The organism is Vibrio sp. SS-MA-C1-2 (assembly GCF_021513135.1).
Taxonomy (GTDB): Bacteria; Pseudomonadota; Gammaproteobacteria; order Enterobacterales; family Vibrionaceae.
In genome coordinates this window covers 1,971,578-1,991,845 of the sequence record NZ_CP090981.1, presented here as the reverse complement: position 1 = coordinate 1,991,845, position 20,268 = coordinate 1,971,578, and the positions used below count along the sequence as shown (strand labels likewise).

The 20,268-nt window shown below is 37.8% G+C and carries 25 protein-coding genes; 8 read left to right on the top strand and 17 right to left on the bottom strand.

Annotation, left to right across the window (positions count from 1 at the left end):
• Positions 1-8 precede the first annotated feature (8 nt).
• The 14 genes from L0B53_RS13465 to L0B53_RS13400 form a co-directional block, all read right to left on the bottom strand.
• Positions 9-281 carry a flagellar hook-basal body complex protein FliE gene (locus L0B53_RS13465; protein WP_235062255.1) on the bottom strand — a complete coding sequence of 91 codons (273 nt, stop codon included), beginning with the start codon at positions 279-281 and terminating at the stop codon, positions 9-11.
• 215 nt (positions 282-496) lie between these two features.
• Complete coding sequence (locus L0B53_RS13460) at positions 497-916, bottom strand: hypothetical protein (protein ID WP_235060124.1); 420 nt, start codon at positions 914-916, stop codon at positions 497-499.
• Positions 909-1,811 (bottom strand): OmpA family protein, encoded by a 903-nt coding sequence (locus L0B53_RS13455; RefSeq protein ID WP_235060123.1) that lies wholly within the window; start codon positions 1,809-1,811, stop codon positions 909-911. The genes L0B53_RS13460 and L0B53_RS13455 overlap by 8 nt, the downstream gene beginning before the upstream one ends.
• Before the next feature lie 28 nt (positions 1,812-1,839).
• The gene (gene flgL / locus L0B53_RS13450; RefSeq protein WP_235060122.1) at positions 1,840-2,739 is read right to left on the bottom strand and encodes a flagellar hook-associated protein FlgL; all 900 of its coding nucleotides are present in this window, start codon (positions 2,737-2,739) and stop codon (positions 1,840-1,842) included.
• Between the two features lie 9 nt (positions 2,740-2,748).
• The gene (gene flgK / locus L0B53_RS13445; protein WP_235060121.1) at positions 2,749-4,146 is read right to left on the bottom strand and encodes a flagellar hook-associated protein FlgK; all 1,398 of its coding nucleotides are present in this window, start codon (positions 4,144-4,146) and stop codon (positions 2,749-2,751) included.
• Positions 4,147-4,157: 11 nt separating this feature from the next.
• Positions 4,158-4,832 (bottom strand): rod-binding protein, encoded by a 675-nt coding sequence (locus L0B53_RS13440; protein WP_235060120.1) that lies wholly within the window; start codon positions 4,830-4,832, stop codon positions 4,158-4,160.
• On the bottom strand, positions 4,832-5,983 hold the full coding sequence (locus L0B53_RS13435) for a flagellar basal body P-ring protein FlgI (protein ID WP_409202808.1): 1,152 nt from the start codon (positions 5,981-5,983) through the stop codon (positions 4,832-4,834). The genes L0B53_RS13440 and L0B53_RS13435 overlap by 1 nt, the downstream gene beginning before the upstream one ends.
• A complete protein-coding gene (gene flgH, locus L0B53_RS13430; RefSeq protein ID WP_235060119.1) occupies positions 5,983-6,666 on the bottom strand; it encodes a flagellar basal body L-ring protein FlgH in 684 nt (227 codons plus the stop codon). Before flgH ends, L0B53_RS13435 begins: the two co-directional genes overlap by 1 nt.
• 47 nt (positions 6,667-6,713) lie before the next feature.
• On the bottom strand, positions 6,714-7,499 hold the full coding sequence (flgG, locus tag L0B53_RS13425; RefSeq protein ID WP_235060118.1) for a flagellar basal-body rod protein FlgG: 786 nt from the start codon (positions 7,497-7,499) through the stop codon (positions 6,714-6,716).
• Between the two features lie 9 nt (positions 7,500-7,508).
• Complete coding sequence (locus L0B53_RS13420) at positions 7,509-8,240, bottom strand: flagellar basal body rod protein FlgF (RefSeq protein ID WP_235060117.1); 732 nt, start codon at positions 8,238-8,240, stop codon at positions 7,509-7,511.
• Between the two features lie 9 nt (positions 8,241-8,249).
• Positions 8,250-9,440 (bottom strand): flagellar hook protein FlgE, encoded by a 1,191-nt coding sequence (flgE, locus tag L0B53_RS13415; RefSeq protein ID WP_235060116.1) that lies wholly within the window; start codon positions 9,438-9,440, stop codon positions 8,250-8,252.
• Between the two features lie 59 nt (positions 9,441-9,499).
• Positions 9,500-10,183, bottom strand: a complete 684-nt coding sequence (locus L0B53_RS13410) for a flagellar hook capping FlgD N-terminal domain-containing protein (protein WP_235060115.1) — start codon at positions 10,181-10,183, stop codon at positions 9,500-9,502.
• A gap of 1 nt (position 10,184) precedes the next feature.
• Entirely contained in the window at positions 10,185-10,607 is a 423-nt protein-coding gene (flgC, locus tag L0B53_RS13405) for a flagellar basal body rod protein FlgC (RefSeq protein ID WP_235060114.1), read from the bottom strand.
• Between the two features lie 29 nt (positions 10,608-10,636).
• A complete protein-coding gene (locus tag L0B53_RS13400; protein ID WP_235060113.1) occupies positions 10,637-10,984 on the bottom strand; it encodes a flagellar basal body protein in 348 nt (115 codons plus the stop codon).
• A gap of 335 nt (positions 10,985-11,319) precedes the next feature.
• Between L0B53_RS13400 and L0B53_RS13395 the strand changes: the two genes are divergently transcribed.
• From L0B53_RS13395 to flhB, 6 genes are read left to right on the top strand one after another with little or no spacing between them, the layout of a single operon-like run.
• Entirely contained in the window at positions 11,320-12,072 is a 753-nt protein-coding gene (locus L0B53_RS13395) for a FliM/FliN family flagellar motor switch protein (protein ID WP_235060112.1), read from the top strand.
• Positions 12,065-12,412, top strand: coding sequence for a FliM/FliN family flagellar motor switch protein (locus L0B53_RS13390; RefSeq protein ID WP_235060111.1), 348 nt, complete (start codon positions 12,065-12,067; stop codon positions 12,410-12,412). Before L0B53_RS13395 ends, L0B53_RS13390 begins: the two co-directional genes overlap by 8 nt.
• Positions 12,402-13,148 carry a flagellar type III secretion system pore protein FliP gene (gene fliP, locus L0B53_RS13385; protein WP_235060110.1) on the top strand — a complete coding sequence of 249 codons (747 nt, stop codon included), beginning with the start codon at positions 12,402-12,404 and terminating at the stop codon, positions 13,146-13,148. Before L0B53_RS13390 ends, fliP begins: the two co-directional genes overlap by 11 nt.
• Positions 13,149-13,151: 3 nt before the next feature.
• Entirely contained in the window at positions 13,152-13,421 is a 270-nt protein-coding gene (gene fliQ / locus L0B53_RS13380; protein ID WP_235060109.1) for a flagellar biosynthesis protein FliQ, read from the top strand.
• Between the two features lie 15 nt (positions 13,422-13,436).
• Entirely contained in the window at positions 13,437-14,207 is a 771-nt protein-coding gene (gene fliR / locus L0B53_RS13375) for a flagellar biosynthetic protein FliR (protein WP_235060108.1), read from the top strand.
• On the top strand, positions 14,208-15,362 hold the full coding sequence (gene flhB / locus L0B53_RS13370) for a flagellar biosynthesis protein FlhB (RefSeq protein WP_235060107.1): 1,155 nt from the start codon (positions 14,208-14,210) through the stop codon (positions 15,360-15,362).
• 25 nt (positions 15,363-15,387) lie between these two features.
• Here the strand turns inward: flhB and L0B53_RS13365 are convergent, their stop codons facing one another.
• The 3 genes from L0B53_RS13365 to L0B53_RS13360 form a co-directional block, all read right to left on the bottom strand.
• Positions 15,388-16,143: a lytic transglycosylase domain-containing protein gene (locus L0B53_RS13365; RefSeq protein WP_235060106.1), complete on the bottom strand. Its 756-nt coding sequence runs from the start codon at positions 16,141-16,143 to the stop codon at positions 15,388-15,390.
• Between the two features lie 100 nt (positions 16,144-16,243).
• On the bottom strand, positions 16,244-16,372 hold the full coding sequence (locus L0B53_RS19415) for a hypothetical protein (protein WP_260115550.1): 129 nt from the start codon (positions 16,370-16,372) through the stop codon (positions 16,244-16,246).
• Positions 16,373-16,738: 366 nt separating this feature from the next.
• Positions 16,739-18,217: a sodium:alanine symporter family protein gene (locus tag L0B53_RS13360; RefSeq protein ID WP_235060105.1), complete on the bottom strand. Its 1,479-nt coding sequence runs from the start codon at positions 18,215-18,217 to the stop codon at positions 16,739-16,741.
• A gap of 537 nt (positions 18,218-18,754) precedes the next feature.
• On the opposite strand from L0B53_RS13360, the gene L0B53_RS13355 reads away from it, so the two are divergent.
• Together L0B53_RS13355 and nirC are read left to right on the top strand one after the other, a co-directional pair.
• Positions 18,755-19,024 carry a hypothetical protein gene (locus tag L0B53_RS13355; RefSeq protein ID WP_235060104.1) on the top strand — a complete coding sequence of 90 codons (270 nt, stop codon included), beginning with the start codon at positions 18,755-18,757 and terminating at the stop codon, positions 19,022-19,024.
• A 452-nt stretch (positions 19,025-19,476) separates the two neighbouring features.
• Positions 19,477-20,259, top strand: a complete 783-nt coding sequence (nirC, locus tag L0B53_RS13350; protein WP_235060103.1) for a nitrite transporter NirC — start codon at positions 19,477-19,479, stop codon at positions 20,257-20,259.
• Positions 20,260-20,268: the final 9 nt, after the last annotated feature.

Here is a 20,268-nt window from a genome sequence, read left to right as displayed (position 1 = left end):
ATACTCCATCATATAGGCATTTTTATAATGTCATTGAAATTTGACACCATTTTATTTCTTACTTGCATCAATGCGTTAAAGGTTAGGCTGGCTTTTTGATTAGCGATAGTCGCACCGATCAAGTCATCACTTAGTCCAAGTTCGACAGCTTGTACTTTTTGACTGGCACTCTGTTGCTGGTTATTCAGGTTATCTAAAATATTACCCATCGCAGAACCAAAATTTAACATTCCTACCTGCGGGGTATTTTGAATAGCAAAAGACTGATTATCAGCAATCATTTTATGCGATTGCATTTTTTCTAAGATTTGAGCTTCTGCCATTCCTATGGAAGATATGTTCATAATGTCCTTACCTTTCAGCTTTAACTTTAATTAAAAATGAAATATCAACAATTTAATTACCTAAATACAACATAATGTTAAATAACGTAAATATCTACTTTTTTTACCCAAAAATAATTAACTGATTAATTAACGAGCGTATTGGTAAAAAATCAAGCTTTAATGGTTAAATGAATGTTTTCAATCGCATTATTTAAAACTTCTTGTTGCTGCTGCAGAATCGTACTATTTAATGTTAACTTAGCCTGTCCCTCTTCTGCTTTTACTTTTAATGCTTCAATAACTGAGGATAACTGATCCTTGGTTTTACCCTGAGTCATTTCAATTAATTCGGAAAAGTAATCGATACCTTTACAGCCCAACTTTTCAGCCAGTAACCCTCTTCTATTTTGTTCTTTTTGTAACTGTTCTGTGAGTTGCAGAACTTTTTGATTACATACTTCTGTTTCTTCATGATTCAATTGAATCGTGGCTACTCTTAATTGGTCTAATAAACTATTCATTTGGTCAAACATTTTACTGCTGATAATAATAGAGGTATAAATTGCTTTTAGCGCATCTTGCTTACTCATTTGTTTCCTTAATATCTAACTCTTCAACTAAGTTGGTTGTGTTTGGATAATCCATCACTAAACGCATCTGTACTCGACGGTTATTAATTTTTTTGCCTTGGCTGTTTGTTAGAGGATATCGACTACCATGCCCTCGCACTTCAATCATATTTTTATTTACTCCGTTCTTAACCAAAATAATGGCCATTTTTGCGGCGCGCTCTTTTGATAACTGTAAATTTGCAACGGGATCGCCAGCACTGTCACTATGTCCATCAATTAATACTTTTTTAATGCGATTATCTCGTTTAATTAATTCGGTAATAATCAGTAATTTATCTTTTTCATGTTTCGTTACTGTCACAGAACCACTGGGATAAAAATAGGTAACATCACTCGCTTGATCAATAGATATTTGAGGTAACTGTCCACTACACAACCAAAACTTAGAGAGGTACTCACTGGCATTGGTTGTCGGTAAAATAATTTTATGTCCACGGCTATTTAATGAAAGCCAACTGCCTTGATTCATTAATTTTAATAACTGTTGTACATCTAAGGTTTGTTCTCTAACATTTTGAGCTTGATTCTTATTGTGACTAACACTTTCTAGTCGAATTAATAATGGCGTTTGTTGTGTTCTTGTCCATGGCGCACTTTCACTACTTAAGATAATTTGATTATGGCTTAGGTCAAAATGTCCATTATTGGTGGCAGTGAGTCTTATTTTTTCTCCTGCCACCTGCTTAATAGCAATATATAAATCCGCACTTTCATCACCCAAGGTAATTTGACAAAAATCAACCCCTTGACTGCTTTGCCATTTAACATTATCAAAGGGCTCTATTTGCTCAATTGCTAAAGCATTAGTAGCAAATAAACAAGGAAATAAAAGTGCAATTAGCCGATTTCTCATTCTTTACCAACTCCCGATTAAATCTCAATTAAAGTAGAGAGAAAAGATTAGCACCGCTGATTCTCATATAACTTTTTTGGGTGGCTTCTAACGCCAACATACCTTGGTTTAATCGAATACTGGCTTCGGCAAAATCAAGTTCAACCAGATCATTTTCCATGACTTGAGCAAATAAAATCGTATCTTGAGTTGTCTCGGAATAGCGTTCAAGGCCAGAAATTTCACTACCTATCTTTGTTATGGTCGATAAAACACGACCATGAAAATCCTGGTTAGCATTGATTGCATTATCAACGTTAGTATAATTTGGTGTCGCAGATGAGAACTCAGCGATAACTGTATCTAATTGTGTGAATATATTATTAGCTGGATCTGTCCCTAAAACCTCAACTGCGGTGATATTATTTTCTACCGACTTACCTTCACTAATTGATGTTAAACGTTTATCACTGTTATTGTAAAAAGTGTAACTTGTGGGCCCAGTTGCTACAGTGATAGGTTGCTGGTCAATCGCCGTTCCACCAAAGATAAAATTGCCCTGATCTTGTTTATTAAATATCTCGATTAACTCATCTTTATAAGACTCAAGTTCTATTACAATACCTTCACGACTATTTACATCTAAAGTTCCATTTTTACCTTGTAATAAAAGTTCGTTCACTGATTGAGAAATGCTCTCTGCAGTTGAGAGATAGGTCTCATATTGTTGCATTTTAGAGGTGACATTTTGAATATTACGTTCATATTGGTTACCTTTGGAAATGCTTTGAGAAAGTCCTTGAAGCTTAATTGATGCTATAGGATCATCCGACAGGTGGTTGATCTTTTTTCCCGTCGACAACTGCTCAAAAACTTTATTCAATGCCACATTATTTTTTTGCAGTGATGTATGCATAAGGTTGTTAAATTGACTATCCGTAACTCGCATACTGACTCCTTAAAATGCAGTTAAAACTGATTGGAACATTTGATTGGCTGCACTGACGACTTTCATGTTCGCTTGATAAGCATTCATATACATCATTAAATTAGCCGCTTCTTCATCACTATTGACCGCACTGACATTATCACGAGCCGCTTGAGCTTCATTCTGATTAATCTGCGCGGTAGTTAATGATTGTTGAGCTTGATTGGTATTGATACCTAACTCCCCTAACATCTGACTGTAGGTATCATATATGGTCTTATTACTAAAAGTAGTAGAAGTAAATGTAGTAGTAATAATACTCGTGATATCAGTTAACACTCCACCATCACCAATTTCACCACTGGTTGATAATGCTAATTGTTCCGCTGAAATATCTGTTATTTCTAAAGAAGCAGCAGGATCTAAAGCATTGAATTGAAACAAAGGTGAGCCATTGGTTCCATCAGCATTAATAGTGTTCACATTCCCTTCTAAATCAATACCTGTTGCTAAAGCATCATTAACAGCCGTAGCGAAAACTTCAGCAAGTTCATTCAACTTTTCAGTATTAGGCTCATATTCATCTTCTTTTAATTTAATTAAAGCACCTAATGTCCCACCCATTTCATTGACAGGCATACTTGCACCGGAGAAATTAAGAGTCAGTTCGGTACCATAGGGATCGGTATTAGAAAAAACACGTTCAATAGAGGCAACACTTTCACCAATGACTAATGGTTGACCGTCAGGCAAAGAAACTTCTGCAGTGCCATCCCCTTTACGAAGCACATTAACGCCCATATTTTCAGTCAAATCTCGCAGTGATAAATCTAACTGATCAGTCAACCCTGCTGTACTTTGTCCTTTCGCGTGAGCTTCTTTAATTGAGATATTAAGTTGTGAAATGTTCTCTAATTGAGCATTAGCTAAACTAACAGAGACCGAGAATTGATTATTCAGGTTCTGCATCTGTTCTTCTATTGCATTAACACTACGATTAAAGGTACTCGCTACCCCATTAGCGGCTGCTAGAATTTGTTCACGATAAGCGGGAGATTCAGGGGCAACCGTCGCTTCATCTACCGAAGCGAAAAAATCATTGAAACTATTCGTTAAATTTAAGCTCTCTGAACCTAATAGCTCTTCTAATCCAGACATGCCACTATAATAATGATTACTGTACGAGAGCTCAGCACTGCTGGTTTCTAAACGGGTAACAAGGGCTTGATCGGCTACACGTCGAATACTATCGACAGTCACACCTGAACCGATATTTAAATTGCTTAATCCACCGAGAATCAGTGCTGACTGAGTGACTTCTTGGCGAGAGTAACCCTCAGTATTCACATTTGCGGTATTCTGAGCGGTGGTGTTCATCGCAATTTGATTGGCTAAAACACCCGTTAACCCAATATTAATCATACTCATAAGTACACTCCTTATCCCTTCGATAGCTGTTGATAGATAAGATCAGCTATTCCTAGTGTTGATTTTTTCGCCATACTTAGCGCCATTTGGTTATCTGATAACTCTTGAAACATTGAACCAGACTGCGTTGACAATGGGTTATCTTTGTCTGACCAAACTTCAGAACTTGCTCGCATTCTCTTTAACATCATCTGGATAAAGACGGCTTCAAATTGTTCGGAAACCGCTCGGATCCCCTCATCACTATCACCTTGCAGTTTAATCGCTTGTAATGAGCTGTTATCAAGGTAAAAGTCATCACCTTTACCCGCAACGACCCCTTTCTGATTCAATTTAGTTAACTGTTCTTGAATAGAATCTAACCCTTTTAAATCTGATTTTTTCGCAATTAATTCGTCTACTTGAGTTAAAGCTTGGATATTTTGGGGGGTTTTAAGTGCTTCTGGTTCAATTGAAACACCGACTTCTACTTTAGTCTCAACGGGAGAAGCGACGATAACGTGTTGTTTCAGCGTCTCTCTTGTCTGTTCTAATAACGTATCAAAACGGTTGTTAGCCGCTTTGAACGGTTGCACAGGCGATGGATGATGATTATCTAGAATAGGTCTAACCTGCTGCTTCGAGTCAATATCACCATTAACTGCATGGCTTCCATTAAACTGAGGTAATCCAATTTGATTAAACATTAAATCACCATTAACTCGCCATTGAGTGCACCGGCTTCATCTAAGGCTTGTAGAATCTGCATCAGAGCGTCAGGCGTTGCTCCTACACTGTTCACTGCATCGACAATATCTTGCAAATTCGTTCCCTCTGGCCAGATCATCATGCCGCTTTCTTGTTCATTAATATTAACTTGAGATTGATCTGTCACGACGGTTTCTGCACCATCACCAAAATTGTAACTGTTCGGCTGTGAGACTTGTTGATTTTCAGTAATCGAAATCAATAATCCTCCTTGACTAACGGCGGCTTCTGACACGGTGACTTTTGCACTAATGACGACCGTCCCTGTTCTAGAATTAAAAATAACTCTAGGTAATTTCTGTCCGACTTCAACATTTAACTCTTCAATCATCGACAAAAACATCACCCGATCTTCACGGTCTTTCGGTGCTGAAACTTCAATTTGCCCCTTATTTATCGCTTTTGCTACTTTAGGGCCAAAGGTTTTATTAATAGACTTTGAGATATTGAGCGCCGTTTTATAATTGGGATCTTTTAATTGTAGACGTATAACTTGACTATTATCTTGATTATCAATACTTCTTTCGATAATCGCACCATTAGGGATTCGACCCGCTGTTGGGGTATTTTTAGTAACACTTGAGCCATCTAACCCTTGAGCACTAAAACCACCAACAACGACATTACCTTGAGCGACAGCATAAACTTCACCATCAATACCACGCAAAGGGGTTAAGAGTAAGGTGCCACCACGTAGACTTTTTGCATCACCAAGAGAAGAGATCGTAATATTTAATCGTTGTCCTGGCCCCATATTGGGTCTCAGCGTTGCAGTGACGGATACAGCTGCAACGTTCTTCAGTTTAGGATCTGTGCCACCTTCTAATTGCACACCAAACTGTTTAATCATGTTGACAACAGATTGCTGAGTAAATTTAACTTGTGATTTGTCGCCAGAACCATCTAAACCAACCACCAAGCCATAACCGATTAATTGGTTATCACGATCGCCATAGATATCAACCAATGTTTGTATCGGTTGAGCGAATGCAAGTTGACTAAGAAATAGGGATAAAGAGACAAGAATAGTGCTTAGCATCAATTTCAAGCTGTTTTTGATGGATACGTTTTTTGAGATTAATCTATTCATTAGAATGGCATCCATGGTGAGTTAAAGAATTGAGTCATCCAACCCGCTGTATTGGTATCGGTGAATGCACCGCGACCAGCATAAGTGATCCTTGCATCTGCGATACGTTGAGAAGAGAGGGTATTATCCGATTGAATATCATCCACTCGAACGTTTCCTGTTAGCCGTATAAATTCATCACCTTGGTTTAATTTTAACCATTTTTCACCACGGATTCGTAAAACACCGTTAGGCAAAACATCATAAACGGTAACCGTAATCGAACCTGTCAAACTATTACCTTGGCTACTCGCCGCTGAGCCATCAAAATCTCTTTCACCACTTGCTGATGCAGAAAAGTTATCTAACGTTGCATTGCCAAAGGTCGGCGCACCTACGTCAATAGAAGAACTTTTTCCATATTGAGTTGCGGCTGTTTTATCTGACTCCGTTCTCTCATTTAGGGTAACGGTAAGAATGTCTCCAACACGGTAAGCACGACGATCCTGAAACAGTGTTAATGCCGTTGCCCCCGTAAATAAACTCCCTGTACTAACTCGATTCACATCATAATTTAATTCAGGCGGTGCATAATCTGCATCATTGGGTTTAGGCGGGATAAAGTCATCTTTACGACCCGCACAACCCACTAACACGGTAACGGTTAGTACAGCGATGACGACGTATTTATATTGACCAAACATCCTGTTATCCCTCTGTTCTTATTGATTAAAATAAAGCTTAAAAACCATTAAGCTTGTTGTGCGATATATTGCAGCATCTCATCCGCTGCTGACACCATTTTGGCACTCATTTCATAGGCACGCTGAGTCGCAATCATATCAACCATCTCTTCAACAACTTGAACATTAGATCCTTCTAATGCCCCTTGCTTAATCATTCCCGCACCTTCTGTGCCTGCAACTAACTCGAAAGCTTCACCCGATGCTTCAGTTTCTGCGAATAGATTTCCACCTTTCGCTTCTAAGCCAGCAGGGTTCATAAATTTAATCAAAGTAATTTGACCGAGTTCTTCAGGCGCGACTTGACCGGGAATCGTAGCAGAGACATTACCATCAGAACTAATACTCACTAACGTAGCTTCTGCAGGAATAGTAATATCAGGAACCAATGGGTAACCTTGACTATTGACTAACTGCCCTTCCGCACTGGTTTTAAATTGACCATTACGTGAATAAAAGATTTCACCATCACCATTCTCAATCTGGAAGAAACCATCTCCCATGATGGCAAGATCAAATTGTTGATTGGTATTTTGAATTGAGCCTTGGGTATAGACTTTTTCTGTGCCGACAACTCGAACACCATTACCCAACTGTACACCGGTTGGATGATCATTAAGGTCGGCTGTTTCACTGCCTGCTTGTTTTTCTATGGAATAAAAAAGATCTTCAAATACCACGCGATCACGCTTATAGCCTACGGTATTAATATTCGCTAAATTGTTTGAAATCGCCGTCATTTTTGCATCTTGAGCAGCCATGCCGGTTTTAGATATTGATAGAGCGCTATGCATAATAGTTCCTTAACTTTGCAGTAACTTGTTGCCGATTTGAGCAATTTCATCCGCGGTTGCCATCACTTCGACTTGCATCTCATATTGTCGAGTTAGTGACATAATACTAATCAGTTCTTCTAAACTTGATACGTTACTTGCTTCTAAGTAACCAGAACGAACGGTCACTTCACCCGCAGGTAAAATTCCGCCTTCATTTGGGACAAAATGACCACTTCTATCCATGGTCATCTCTCGATATTCTGGACGAACAAGTTTTAGATTCCCCACTTCAATCGCACCACCGCCACCTGCTGGTGTCACTGAAACAGACCCCGTCTCCGATATATTGACGGCTTGAAACTCAGGTAAAATCAGTGGGCCTTCATCCGACATCACCTTACGCTGGCCAAGAAGTAACTGACCATCTGGTGATAAAGTGAAACTTCCCGCACGAGTATACAATTCTGCCGGCTCATCTTTTAAACCTTGAAGGGTAAAAAAACCTTTACCATCAATAGAGACATCAAGAGGTTGATCAGTACGAAGTTGTTCACCCTCTGTAAAATTATTGGTTGCGGAGTTTGTTCTTGCCGTCACCGAGGTTAAAAACCCTGAACCTTCAACTTTCATTGCCGTTGAACGCTCCATTAAGGATTTAAAACCGATGGTATCAGCTTGAGAGAGGTTATTTGCACGCACACTTTGCGCCAACATAACCCGCTCTGCTCCCTTTGCTGCACTAAAAAGTATCGGATTCATAGACTAACCTTACACCACATTAAACAGTGCTTGAGTTAGCTGATCAGACGTCGAGATTGATTTAGTATTAGCTTGATAGTTACGTTGAGCTGTCATCAAATTAACCAATTCAGAGGTTAAATCAACATTTGAACCTTCTAATGCACCACTGGTTAAGTCACCAAAAACTCCTGTTCCTGCAGTGCCTATAACCGGAACACCAGAACTAAAGCTTTGTAACCATGCTGTATCAGAGGTTTTAACTAACTCTTGTGGAGAGGTGAAATTGGCAAGCACCACTTGACCTTGTAATTGAGATTGTCCATTCGTATATGAAGCATAGATTGAACCATCATTCTCAACACGAAGACCTGCGTAATCACCAGCGCCATAACCATTTGGATTATTGGTTGATACTGAGAAATCACTACCAAACTGGGTCATGCCGGTTAATGCAATATTAATATTTACAGGATCAGCACCATTAGGAGGGGTAAAAGTAAAAGAGGTTAAAGAAGATGTATCTAAGGTACCATCACTATTAAAAGTAATCGTCTCAGGGCCTACCGAGGTATTGGTTGAGTTATCTTTTAAATGAACTTCCCACTCATTCGCAGTTGCTGTTTTAACAAAGTACTGGGTAACTGTGTGTTGGTTACCTAATGAATCATAGACAGGGGTTGTATATGAATGATTAAAAGTGGTTGAATCGGTGTCATCAAAGGCGTTAATTGGCGACGTTTCTCTTGCATCTAAATTAGCGATAAAATCAAGATTCGTTGTTTGCTCTGCTTGAAGGGATTGTGTATTAATAACCAGATCCCCGACAGTACCTTGTTGAAGGTTATTATTTCCATCAACAGGATAACCTTGTAGTGCTGCACCACTATTACTGACCAAAGTGCCATCAGAATCCATATTAATAATCCCTGAACGGGTATACATGGTTTGACCTTTTGCGTCTTCAGTCACAAAGAAACCTGAACCTGAAATCGCCATATCTAAGGCTCTTCCCGTTCCTGTAATACTCCCTGATTTATCAAAATTTTGGGATATACCTGTAACTTCAACACCACCGGCTTCTTGGCCGTTGTAAACGGATGCAAATTCAGCTCTTGCCCCTTTAAAGCCACTGGTTGTCACATTGGCAATGTTATTAGAAATATTATTTAATTCTGTATTCGAAGCGCTTAATCCGCTCAATGCTATGCTAAAACTCATGTCCGTATATCCTTGTTCACTTTTTATTGGTTAACTACTAATTCAATTGAATTACTCGATTAATTTCCGAAATTAGTAATGTCATAAAATGGAACCTCTCCAATACCTGCGATATTTAGCATTGAGGCTCCTCCTGATGAAGGAATTGAAACTTCATCTACATTGCCACTCATGACAATTTGAGGGTTATAATTTTGACCATCATCCAATACAACTTTAATTTGCTGTACCCCAGAAAGATCGTATTGATCACTGTCGATCGAAAATGGAATATCTCCTTTACTATGTGGGCCTAATGGAATCGTGGTGACTTTTCCATCTGCTCCAGTTAATTCTAACGTCACGGTATTTGAAGCATTGGTTAATTCAAAAGAACCGGTAAAAGTAGATTCGTTGTCAGCCACAAAACTATCTGTACGCACGGATACATCTTTACCGACTAACCCAGCCGTCGTTAACACTTGCATGTTATCTAACATCACCATCTGATTTTTCATCAAGGTAACTAACGATTCAGTACTATCGACTTGAGAGAATTGAGCAAGTTGAGAGACATACTCCGTACCATCAGCAGGGTTTAGAGGATCCTGATTTTGCACTTGAGCAACCATTAATGTTAAGAATTCATTTTTTAATGAGTCAGCACTATTGGCATTTTCCGTAGGTGGAGGCGTTGAAGAAGATTGAATACTGTTATTTGCATCCGTTCCTACCCTTGAGCTTATATCTTGTCCTATCTGCATTTTAAATCTCCCAGATTCTCAACAGTGATTGTTGCATCGACTTCACATTCCCTAACACCGATACATTCGCTTCAAAGCTTCGTGTGGCTGACATCATATCGGCCATTTCATTGACAACGTTAATACCAGAGTAATAAACGTAGCCCTCTTCATTAGCAATAGGGTTATCCGGTTCAAACTTGCCTTCCATTAAAGTATCAACTTCAATCACATCCGCAATACGCACAGGAACCACCCCTTGCTCTAGAGGCGTATTCATTGCATTAAATATGGAAGAAAAGATTGGCTTCAAGGGTTTGTAAACATCATTAGGGTTGCCGGATACTGAGTCAGCATTGGCTAAGTTACTTGAAATGGTATTCAAGCGAACCGTTTGTGCCGACATTGCAGATCCTGCTGTTTCGTAAATTCCAGAAAAACTCATTTCTTCACTCCGTCACCTTGTTTATATTTTTACTGTCCTTCAATCGCTTTATTTAGACCTGAAATTTTAGAACGTAAAAATTGCAAACTCTGTTGATATTCCATCGCATTTTGCGCAAAGCGAGCCTGTTCTGACTCTAACTCAACGGTATTACCATCTCTTGAACGTTGAATCGGGATACGGAATAACTGGTTAGTTTCAATTTGATAACTTCGTTCAGCTCCGACACCTTGTAATACAGAAGAAAATTGTAAGTCCTTCGCTTTATAATTTGGAGTATCAACATTGGCAATATTTGAGGTTAAAATTGCCGTTCTTGAAGTACGGTATTGAAGCATTTGTGGGTGTATGCCTAAGGCATCATCTAAATTAATCATTGTTTCAATACCCGATTCATAAACACATTATTAATACAAAGGTAGTACAGAATATTAACAACAGCAACAAATTGACTGAATCCGCCAAAAATACAAAGATGGTCAGACCAGATTTGGTAAATCAAGTAACAACTGATTGTTTTTTATGCAAATAAATGCCATTTTTGCTGGTAAAATGTACGCCTTAAAATTTAATACAAACAATAATCATTACAATAAAAAATATTCAACATTTTGTTTCACTCTTGTTACTTGTCTGCTATTTTTAACGCAATGAATAAATTTATTATCAATTTATAACATTGTATTTAACAATGAGTTAAAGAGCCTATATTGTGAAAAGTATCAAATTAACGGAACTCGGGAACGTAGAACCCGCTATCAGGAAAAAGCTGGTGAAAACAACCAAGGAACAAACTTTTCATATTGTTGAGTGTTTCAAGGATGTTTTTAATACTAGCTCAATATCATTAACATTGACTGAGGCAAGTCACTACCCAGAAGAAGCAATTCAAGCAATAGTTTCTGTCAATCAGTATGGCAAGATCTACAGTTTCACGACGCCAGAAACGATCATCTCACTGTTAGATCTTCATCTCTCTTGTAATAACTTAACCAATGAGACTGAAAACCCAGTGACACAAACTCATATTCGTTTATTACAGAAATTAACGCTTTTAGTCAGTAAACAACTCTTTGGTGAAGGGACAGAATTAATTACTGAACCCACAGAGGAAGATATCACTAATATTGGTATGGAAATCAAAATTATTATTGATAACCGTCCCCACTTTTTCTACCTCTTTGTTAATGATGTTTTGATGAAAAACATTCGTACCAGTTTTTCAAATGAAGAACCGGTATCAGAGAGTACTAGGATTCAAATGCTTGGCAAAATCCCCACAGATGTAGATTGCACATTAATGAAAGGCACAATGCCAATTAGCGATATGTTATCGATAACTAAAGGGAGCTTTATACCTTTAACTCAACAATCAAACATTGACATTAAAGTTAATAACAAAAAAATATTTAATGGTGAACTGCAATTAGTAAACCGCCAATATGGAGTAAAAATTCATGAGTGATTTTGATTTAGATGACAACTTCGATCTTGAGAGCGATCTTGATGGTCTAGATTTCACCCAAGATGATGAGAAAAAAGAGAAAGGGAATGTATCAACTAAAGACCATTTCCAATCAATCAATAACATCCCTGTTGAGATTACCGTTCAAGTCAGTAAGAAATCTGTTCTATTAAGTGAACTCGCCACTTTAAATACCGGTTCAGTTCTCATGTTAGATAAGCAAGAAGGTGAACCTGTTGATATCGTGGTTAATGGTGTCAAATTAGGCACTGGAGAAATTATCGAACAAGACGGCGTGCTTGGCGTTAAAGTATTAAGTGTTGATGGTAATGAAAAATAAGTTAACACTACCTCTGATTACCCTTTTACTGTTTTTTATCTCAACAGCGGTAAATGCTAATGATTTTACTGTACTTACAGTTCAAGATACTAACGGTGAGAGTGAGTATTCGGTAAAACTACAAATATTGATATTAATGACGCTGCTGAGCTTTGTGCCAGCTTTTGTCATCATGTGTACCAGTTTTACTCGCATCATTGTCGTCCTTGCAATTCTTCGTCAAGCGCTTGGTCTACAGCAATCGCCACCTAATCAGGTATTGGTCGGTTTAGCGCTTATTTTAACTATTTTAATTATGCGTCCTGTTTGGACTGAAATATACGATAAAGCTTATGTCCCTTATGAGCAAAATGAACAGACGTTAATGCAATCTTTAAAAGTGGCTGAGGTTCCACTTCGTCAATTTATGCTTAATCAAACTCAAAAAAGTGCTATTGAGCAAATGATGAAAATTGCGGATGAACCTTTAGCAACGCCTGTTGAAGAAACCCCTTTTTTAGTGCTGTTGCCTGCTTATGTTATTAGTGAGTTGAAAACGGCTTTTCAAATTGGGTTCATGTTATTCCTCCCCTTCCTGGTCATTGACCTTGTCGTTGCATCCGTTTTGATGTCGATGGGTATGATGATGTTATCCCCTCTTATCGTATCGCTACCATTTAAGCTTCTCGTGTTTGTCGTTGTCGATGGCTGGGAAATGTTAGTCGGCAGTCTTGCCACCAGTTTTGCTGTGGGGTAGCGTATGGAACCTGAATTAGCGGTTACATTAGTCTCAAAAGCCATTTGGTTAATTGTCATTATTGTTGGAGTATTAATTGTTCCAAGTCTACTTGTTGGCTTAGTTGTCGCTATCTTTCAAGCTGTTACTCAGGTCAATGAACAAACACTCTCCTTCTTACCACGATTGATTGTGACCTTATTAACGATTATTGTTACCAGTCATTGGCTATTGCAACAGATCACCGAGCTTTTTGATTTTATCTTCACCTCTATACCCACCAGCATTGGTTAGGTTGAGAACCAGAAGATGGAGATAACTTTTGCACAAATTACCCAATGGTTAGGCTACTTCTGGTGGCCTTTTGTCCGTTGTGCTGGCTTCTTTATTTTTAGCCCTATATATGGTGACGGTGCCGTTCCCAGCCGAGTAAAAATATTATTAGCAATGATCTTTGCTTTTCTCTTAATGCCAATCATTGAGTCTGCACCACCATTTAACCCATTTTCGTTTACTACCGTATTAATCACTTTTTATCAGCTGTTATTTGGTGCCATGATTGGGTTTTCGATTATGCTTTTTTTCACCATTTATACCATGGCTGGACAGGCTATTTCGATGCAAATGGGTTTAGCGATGGCGATTATGAATGACCCAAGCAATGGAATTAGTGTGGCGATTATTGGTCGTTTCTTTTTAATTCTTTGTACTTTGCTTTTTTTAAGTTTTGATGCTCATTTGGTGATTCTGGCAATATTTAAAGAGAGTTTTGAACTTTGGCCTTTAGATAATCCAATCCCTTATCAAAGTTTATTAGAGCTAGCCAAAATGTTTTCATGGGTTATTGCTTCTGCTTTAATGATGGCACTACCCGCTATTGTTATTATGTTAATGAGTAATATCGCCTTTGGTGTGATGAATAAAGCGGCACCGTCTTTAAACGTTTTTGCTTTAGGTTTCCCAATGACGATGGTTTTAGGCATGTTTGCCCTAGCAATATCATTAACCGGAGTTGGTGACAGCTATTTAAGTAAATTATTAGAGATGCAAGATTACATGCGTCATATTATGGGGTTGTAGATGTCAGATACCGCAGGTGATAAAAGTGAATCGGCCTCCAGTCAAAAGCTAGATAAAGCAAAAAAGAAAGGCCAACTCCCCAGAGCCAAAGAGTTTACGACTGCCGTTGCGCTTATCATAACCGTACTTTATCTTTATCAGTCTGCTGGGATGATGTGGCAGAGCATTAATGAGCTTTTTAGTCTCACTTACCAATTTGATCTAAAAACCATTGATAACCCTCTCTACCTGCAACATATTACGGGTAAAGCGCTATTTCTTATTATTCAACTTTTTGCCCCCCTTTTTCTTTATAAATTTATCTCCGTCATTATTAGTAGTGTCATTTTAGGTGGTTGGGTCTTTAATCTTTCGTTGTTACAACCCAAATTTGAAAAGATCAGTCCGATTGCTGGTGTAAAACGTATTTTTTCACTTAATTCTATTGTTGAACTTATTAAGAATGTGGTCAAAGTCTCGCTTATTTTTTATATTTTATATCACTCAGTCTCTTCAAATATTGGCGCAATATCCGTTCTTTCTAGGGCAAGTTTTACCGGAGCGATTGCCGTTATTTTGGATAGTTTTTTCTGGCATATTGTCGCATTATTTAGTGTCATCATCTTTTTTAGTTTACTTGATGTTCCTTACCAGATTTATGACTTTGGTAAGAAGATGAAAATGTCAAAACAGGAGCTAAAAGATGAACATAAAGAGTCAGAGGGTCGTCCAGAAATCAAAGCGCGGGTAAGACAAATTCAGATGCAAATGGCACAAGGCTCAATCAATAAAGCGGTGCCCACTGCCGATGTCGTGCTAATGAACCCCACCCATTTTGCAGTAGCGATTAAATATGACTTAGAGCGCGCCCAAGCTCCTTATTTAGTGGCGAAGGGAAAAGATGAAGTGGCGTTTTATATTCGAGAGATTGCGCAAAAAAGTGATGTTGAAGTTTTAGTCATTCCTGAGCTAGCCAGATCGATATTTCATTCAACCCAAAATGATCAAATGATCCCAAACCAGCTATTTGTCGCCGTTGCTCATGTTCTTACTTATGTCAATCAACTCCGACGTTGGCGACAAGGTGCTGGTCATTTAAAACCCACACCTCTTCCCCACTTTAATATTCCAGAATTTGATAAAACAGAAAACAACAATGAAGAAAGTAAAGAATAAAATAAAGAAGAAAACAGAAAAAATATCAATTAAGATCTATTAATGGCTTAACCGAGTTCATGTTGATAATAGCTTGTGGGTTATACAAGTTAATCAATTCCACCTGCTCTTTTTTACTCAATGCCTTTTGATGTTTATCCACTTCATCGTTAATTAATAAATTGGGTTTTGAGCTATCCGTTTCAATTTGCTCAATCATTACTCCGCTTTTCGACTTATTATTTAACCAAATATAATCCACATCAAGTCGCAATACTGCCTCATCAACCAACTGTTGTAGAGCAAAAAACTTATAGATATAACTTTGAGTTTCACCGGGTAACGTAATCTCTTTATGACTCATCGGGTTGGCCATTTGATGATTTATCATTTTTTTAATTGCACGACTTACTCGTCCCTCCCCACTATTATAAGCAGCAATAGTAAAGTAAAGATCTTGATCAAACTTATTATATAAAAATGAAAGATAATCTAAGGCAGCTTGGCTACTTTTTTCCACATCAAATCGTTGGTCATTGAAATTATTTATTTCCAACCCAAACCTTTTCGCGGTAGAAGGAATAAGTTGCCATAACCCCACCGCTTTTGCCGGTGAAATGACATCTGGGTTATAACTCGACTCAATCATTGGCAATAAGGCTAATTCAGGTGGTAAATCACGGCGTTTCAATTCAGCTAAAATAAATTGAACGGTAGGACGATAACGTAAGAATTGTTGATTAATCTGGTACCGATAAGGTAATTGTTGCTGCAAGCTTTTTTCTACTCCCAATCGAAACACTTCACTTCCTTGCAAACCGACAACGGCGCTAAAACAAGAAAATGAAGTGCTGAATAAAAGTATCATGAATCCAAAGGTTTTAAAAAAAGGGATCATAAAATTAGGCTATAAAACATTGGTCTTCTTTTCCAATATGGCGATCAAACTCTTTCATATTATTTAACGCAGGCTGAATTGAATCCACATCAATACCAGTAACCATTAAGCATAATAAATTGATTGTAACCATCCACATCTCCATAACAACTAATCCGTTATTTTAAAGATAGTGTGTTTTACAAGTTCTCGCTATATGTATTAAGGTGAATAATGAGGAATAATTTAAAGTGAGCTTAAAATACGGCTATACCCTTCACACTTGAAGTCGCTAGTTATTGGCGGTGTTCGCCCCAATCATATAGCGCACCTATACTAATAGGCCTAACTCACTGGTCGCCGATTAACAACGCCAATTACTTTGGGTCTAAACCCAAAAAAGCCAAGTATACTTTCTTATCATCTTCAAGAATCAAATCAGTAGTACTTGGCTTTATTTTGTTGGTCAAACTTGCAATTTAGACCAAACTCTAACTTAACGTTGGAATATCAGCTCAGGTTAAACACGCTTAATATTCTGTTTTTCAGGCGTCCATTCATGGTCATGCTTGTGTAATTCAGGGAATTTAGTTGCATCAAACTCTGGCACTTTACCGGCTTTAAGCTGTGACTCATAATCTTTAATTACATTAATCGCTAACTTAGATAATAGGACTAGTGCAACAATGTTGATTAATGCCATTAAGCCCATTGATGCATCTGCCATATTCCAAACGACTGGCAATGAAGCAACTGAACCAAACATCACCATGGCAAGAACGACTAAACGGAAGATCATTAACCCCTTTTTAGAGTTACCATTTAGGAACATGATGTTCGTTTCTGCATAACTGTAGTTTGCAATAATTGATGAGAAACAGAACAGAATAATTGCCGCAGCCATGAAGTAGGTTGTCCAACCACCTAGCTCACTGCTTAATGCTTGCTGTAGTAGACCGATACCTTGTGCCGCATTAGGCTCATTCATCACACCAGATAGCATAATCATTGCTGCTGAAGCGGTACAGATAACGATAGTATCAGCAAATACACCAATCATCTGAACAAAACCTTGCGAGGCTGGGTGATTTGGATTTGGTGTTGCACTCGCAGCAATATTCGCTGCAGAACCCATACCGGCTTCATTTGAAAATAGACCACGTGCAATACCACTTTGCATTGCCTGAGCAATCGTATAAGCAACACCACCAGCAGCCGCTTCTTGCCAGCCAAACGCACTCTTAACAATTAAAGAGATTGCAGCAGGAAGTTCAGTGATATTCATAATCACAACGATAATCGCAATCGCTAAATAACCGACAGCCATGACAGGGACGATTTTAGATGAAGCTTGGGCAATTTTAGTCAATCCGCCCATAATAAAGAAAGCTGATGCAATAACAATCACGATCCCCATTACAGTTTGATCGAAGCCAAATGAGTGATGTAACGCTTCTGAAATAGTATTTGCCTGAACTGCGTTAAAGACTAAACCGAATGCGATGATAAGGAAGATAGAAAAAAGGGTGCCCATCCAACGCATACCTAACCCTTTTTCCATATAATAGGCAGGGCCACCACGGTATTGACCATCCGAATCACGGACTTTGTATACTTGCGCTAAGGTTGATTCAATAAAGGCCGTTGCCATACCAAATATTGCGATTACCCACATCCAGAATATAGCACCAGGTCCACCTACTGTTAATGCAACTGCAACCCCTGCCATATTACCGGTACCCACGCGAGCAGCCATTGAAGTACAGAATACTTGATAAGAGCTAATTCCTTCACTGGTGTCTTTACCATTTTTTAAAACACTGATGCCGTGTTTAAACTGACGGATCTGGATAAAACTAAGACGTAATGTGAAATAAACGCCAACTGCAACTAATAAGTAGACAAGAACTTGTCCCCAAAGAAGACCATTTATTGCACCTATAATTGACATTAGCACGTCATTAAGTGCTGTTATCCAACTCTCATTTGCATTGTTCATAAGCTCTCCAATTGTATTTGTAATTCTTATTTCTATAACTTATTATTTTTTATTATGTTATAGACTTTTAGCTTCTAAAACGCATCACTAAAAGTAACTTGGTTAGATATCAGTTATAAGACATAAAAACATATAACTTTTCGATGGTTATAGAGGGTTATAATCATCTAATAAAAGAATTATATCCTTTATAAAATAATCAGCTGGCAGGAATATATAGTATATTCACTCTATATGTCAATTTCTTCTCTATTGTGCTTATTTATTATTCAAAAACTCACACTTTATTACATTACTTAATAACTGCAATAATAAATGATTAAAATATAGCAGACATTTGTGAAACTGCCTTCATACCCCCCTTATTACTTATAGATAGATAAAAAATAAAACAGATAATAAGCTCAATCAACCACGAATTAAAGGTGGATTTAACATGAAAATAAAAGCATGTTATAATCACACTAATAAGGCATAGTAATAGACAAGTTAAAGCTTAAAAAAACCATTAACAAACAATAATTTAAGGTGATAAAAATGAGCGAATTTTTAAAGTTGATTAAAGACCCAAAACTTCAAGGAAAACAAGAAGCTGATTTGCGTGTTGTTCGAGACGAAGGTAAGAATAGTTTTAGTATTAAAATTGGTAATTATAAATTAGATACTAAATATGGAAATAATTTTGACTTGGTCGATCCCAATACGTCTGATGAAGAAATTTTAGCTGCAGCAAAAGCTTCTTTTCCTAAGAACATTGAAAATTTGATTAAACGTGCAAATGCACCCAGAAAAAAATCTAAAAAATAATACCTATACCCAAATTAATTGGCGTTGCTAGTAGGCGGCAAGTGAGTGAGGCCTCATGAGTATAGATGTATTATATGATTGGGGCGAACGAACGTAGCCAATAACCTAGCAGATTCAAGTAAGAAGAGTATATAGCCCATTCTGTTAACGTAACGACGTCAAAGAATATAATAATCAAACCGTTACCATTTACCATCAATGACTTGCACAGCTATTATTCATATTATTAACGGTGCCTTTTCATTTTTAATTATCCCACCTCAATGATTATCTATTTTTACCTATCATTGTTAAATTACTTCACTAATATCGCACTTTTCCAAGCAAAGTTGTAAATATAATAATTTATTTTGCTGCATGTAATAAATAGCACTTTCATTTTAATTATTATTAACTATAGTCAATGTGTAGCATACCCAGTTTGGGGTAACCATAACTTGAAAGGAAAATAGATGTTCGGAGAAACGATTAAGAAGTGTAGCGACAATGCGACACGAATAGTTAACTTAGCGGATAAGAATCCAATTGGTTTTTGGATCAGTGGCGCGATGGCTGGCGCATATGTTGGATTAGGTATCATTTTAATTTTCACTTTTGGTAACGTCGTCGATCCTTCTATTCGTCCATTAGTAATGGGGACTACATTTGGTATCGCATTAACTCTTGTGATCATTGCGGGCTCTGAGCTTTTTACTGGTCACACCATGTTTTTAACTTTTGGTGCAAAAACTAAAGCTATCACATGGTTTGATAACCTACGCATCTTGCCGCAAACTTGGATTGCTAATCTTCTTGGTTCTATTGGTGTTGCTCTGCTCTTTTATTATGCAGGTGGTGGTAAAATTCTACCTGATACCAACAGTCTGGTACATAAAGTTGCTTTAGCTAAAGTATCTGCGCCAGCGCTAACACTTTTTGTTAAAGGGATTCTTTGTAACTGGTTAGTTTGTCTTGCGATTTGGATGTGTCAGCGTGTGGAAGGTACTGGGAAATTCATTGCAATTTGGTGGTGTCTATTAGCCTTTATTGGTTGTGGTTATGAACACTCCATTGCAAATATGACTATCTTTGCTCTTTCTTGGTTTGGTCATCACAGCGCTGATTTTACCTTAGGTGGTATTGGTTATAATCTATTGTGGGTTACTTTAGGTAATATCGTGTCTGGTGTGGTCTTTATGGGACTAGGATATTGGTACGTTACGCCAAAAGAACAACGTCCTGTTGTTATGAAGTAGTACTTAAAT

What these genes read in the sequence shown, in the direction of transcription:
- L0B53_RS13465 (WP_235062255.1), bottom strand. Translation starts at nt 281, where the DNA reads ATGATTGCTGATAATCAGTCTTTTGCTATTCAAAATACCCCGCAGGTA.
- L0B53_RS13460 (WP_235060124.1), bottom strand. Translation starts at nt 916, where the DNA reads ATGAGTAAGCAAGATGCGCTAAAAGCAATTTATACCTCTATTATTATC.
- L0B53_RS13455 (WP_235060123.1), bottom strand. Translation starts at nt 1,811, where the DNA reads ATGAGAAATCGGCTAATTGCACTTTTATTTCCTTGTTTATTTGCTACT.
- flgL (WP_235060122.1), bottom strand. Translation starts at nt 2,739, where the DNA reads ATGCGAGTTACGGATAGTCAATTTAACAACCTTATGCATACATCACTG.
- flgK (WP_235060121.1), bottom strand. Translation starts at nt 4,146, where the DNA reads ATGAGTATGATTAATATTGGGTTAACGGGTGTTTTAGCCAATCAAATT.
- L0B53_RS13440 (WP_235060120.1), bottom strand. Translation starts at nt 4,832, where the DNA reads ATGTTTAATCAAATTGGATTACCTCAGTTTAATGGAAGCCATGCAGTT.
- L0B53_RS13435 (WP_409202808.1), bottom strand. Translation starts at nt 5,983, where the DNA reads ATGAATAGATTAATCTCAAAAAACGTATCCATCAAAAACAGCTTGAAA.
- flgH (WP_235060119.1), bottom strand. Translation starts at nt 6,666, where the DNA reads ATGTTTGGTCAATATAAATACGTCGTCATCGCTGTACTAACCGTTACC.
- flgG (WP_235060118.1), bottom strand. Translation starts at nt 7,499, where the DNA reads ATGCATAGCGCTCTATCAATATCTAAAACCGGCATGGCTGCTCAAGAT.
- L0B53_RS13420 (WP_235060117.1), bottom strand. Translation starts at nt 8,240, where the DNA reads ATGAATCCGATACTTTTTAGTGCAGCAAAGGGAGCAGAGCGGGTTATG.
- flgE (WP_235060116.1), bottom strand. Translation starts at nt 9,440, where the DNA reads ATGAGTTTTAGCATAGCATTGAGCGGATTAAGCGCTTCGAATACAGAA.
- L0B53_RS13410 (WP_235060115.1), bottom strand. Translation starts at nt 10,183, where the DNA reads ATGCAGATAGGACAAGATATAAGCTCAAGGGTAGGAACGGATGCAAAT.
- flgC (WP_235060114.1), bottom strand. Translation starts at nt 10,607, where the DNA reads ATGAGTTTTTCTGGAATTTACGAAACAGCAGGATCTGCAATGTCGGCA.
- L0B53_RS13400 (WP_235060113.1), bottom strand. Translation starts at nt 10,984, where the DNA reads ATGATTAATTTAGATGATGCCTTAGGCATACACCCACAAATGCTTCAA.
- L0B53_RS13390 (WP_235060111.1), top strand. Translation starts at nt 12,065, where the DNA reads ATGAGTGATTTTGATTTAGATGACAACTTCGATCTTGAGAGCGATCTT.
- fliP (WP_235060110.1), top strand. Translation starts at nt 12,402, where the DNA reads ATGAAAAATAAGTTAACACTACCTCTGATTACCCTTTTACTGTTTTTT.
- fliQ (WP_235060109.1), top strand. Translation starts at nt 13,152, where the DNA reads ATGGAACCTGAATTAGCGGTTACATTAGTCTCAAAAGCCATTTGGTTA.
- fliR (WP_235060108.1), top strand. Translation starts at nt 13,437, where the DNA reads ATGGAGATAACTTTTGCACAAATTACCCAATGGTTAGGCTACTTCTGG.
- flhB (WP_235060107.1), top strand. Translation starts at nt 14,208, where the DNA reads ATGTCAGATACCGCAGGTGATAAAAGTGAATCGGCCTCCAGTCAAAAG.
- L0B53_RS19415 (WP_260115550.1), bottom strand. Translation starts at nt 16,372, where the DNA reads ATGGTTACAATCAATTTATTATGCTTAATGGTTACTGGTATTGATGTG.
- L0B53_RS13360 (WP_235060105.1), bottom strand. Translation starts at nt 18,217, where the DNA reads ATGAACAATGCAAATGAGAGTTGGATAACAGCACTTAATGACGTGCTA.
- L0B53_RS13355 (WP_235060104.1), top strand. Translation starts at nt 18,755, where the DNA reads ATGAGCGAATTTTTAAAGTTGATTAAAGACCCAAAACTTCAAGGAAAA.
- nirC (WP_235060103.1), top strand. Translation starts at nt 19,477, where the DNA reads ATGTTCGGAGAAACGATTAAGAAGTGTAGCGACAATGCGACACGAATA.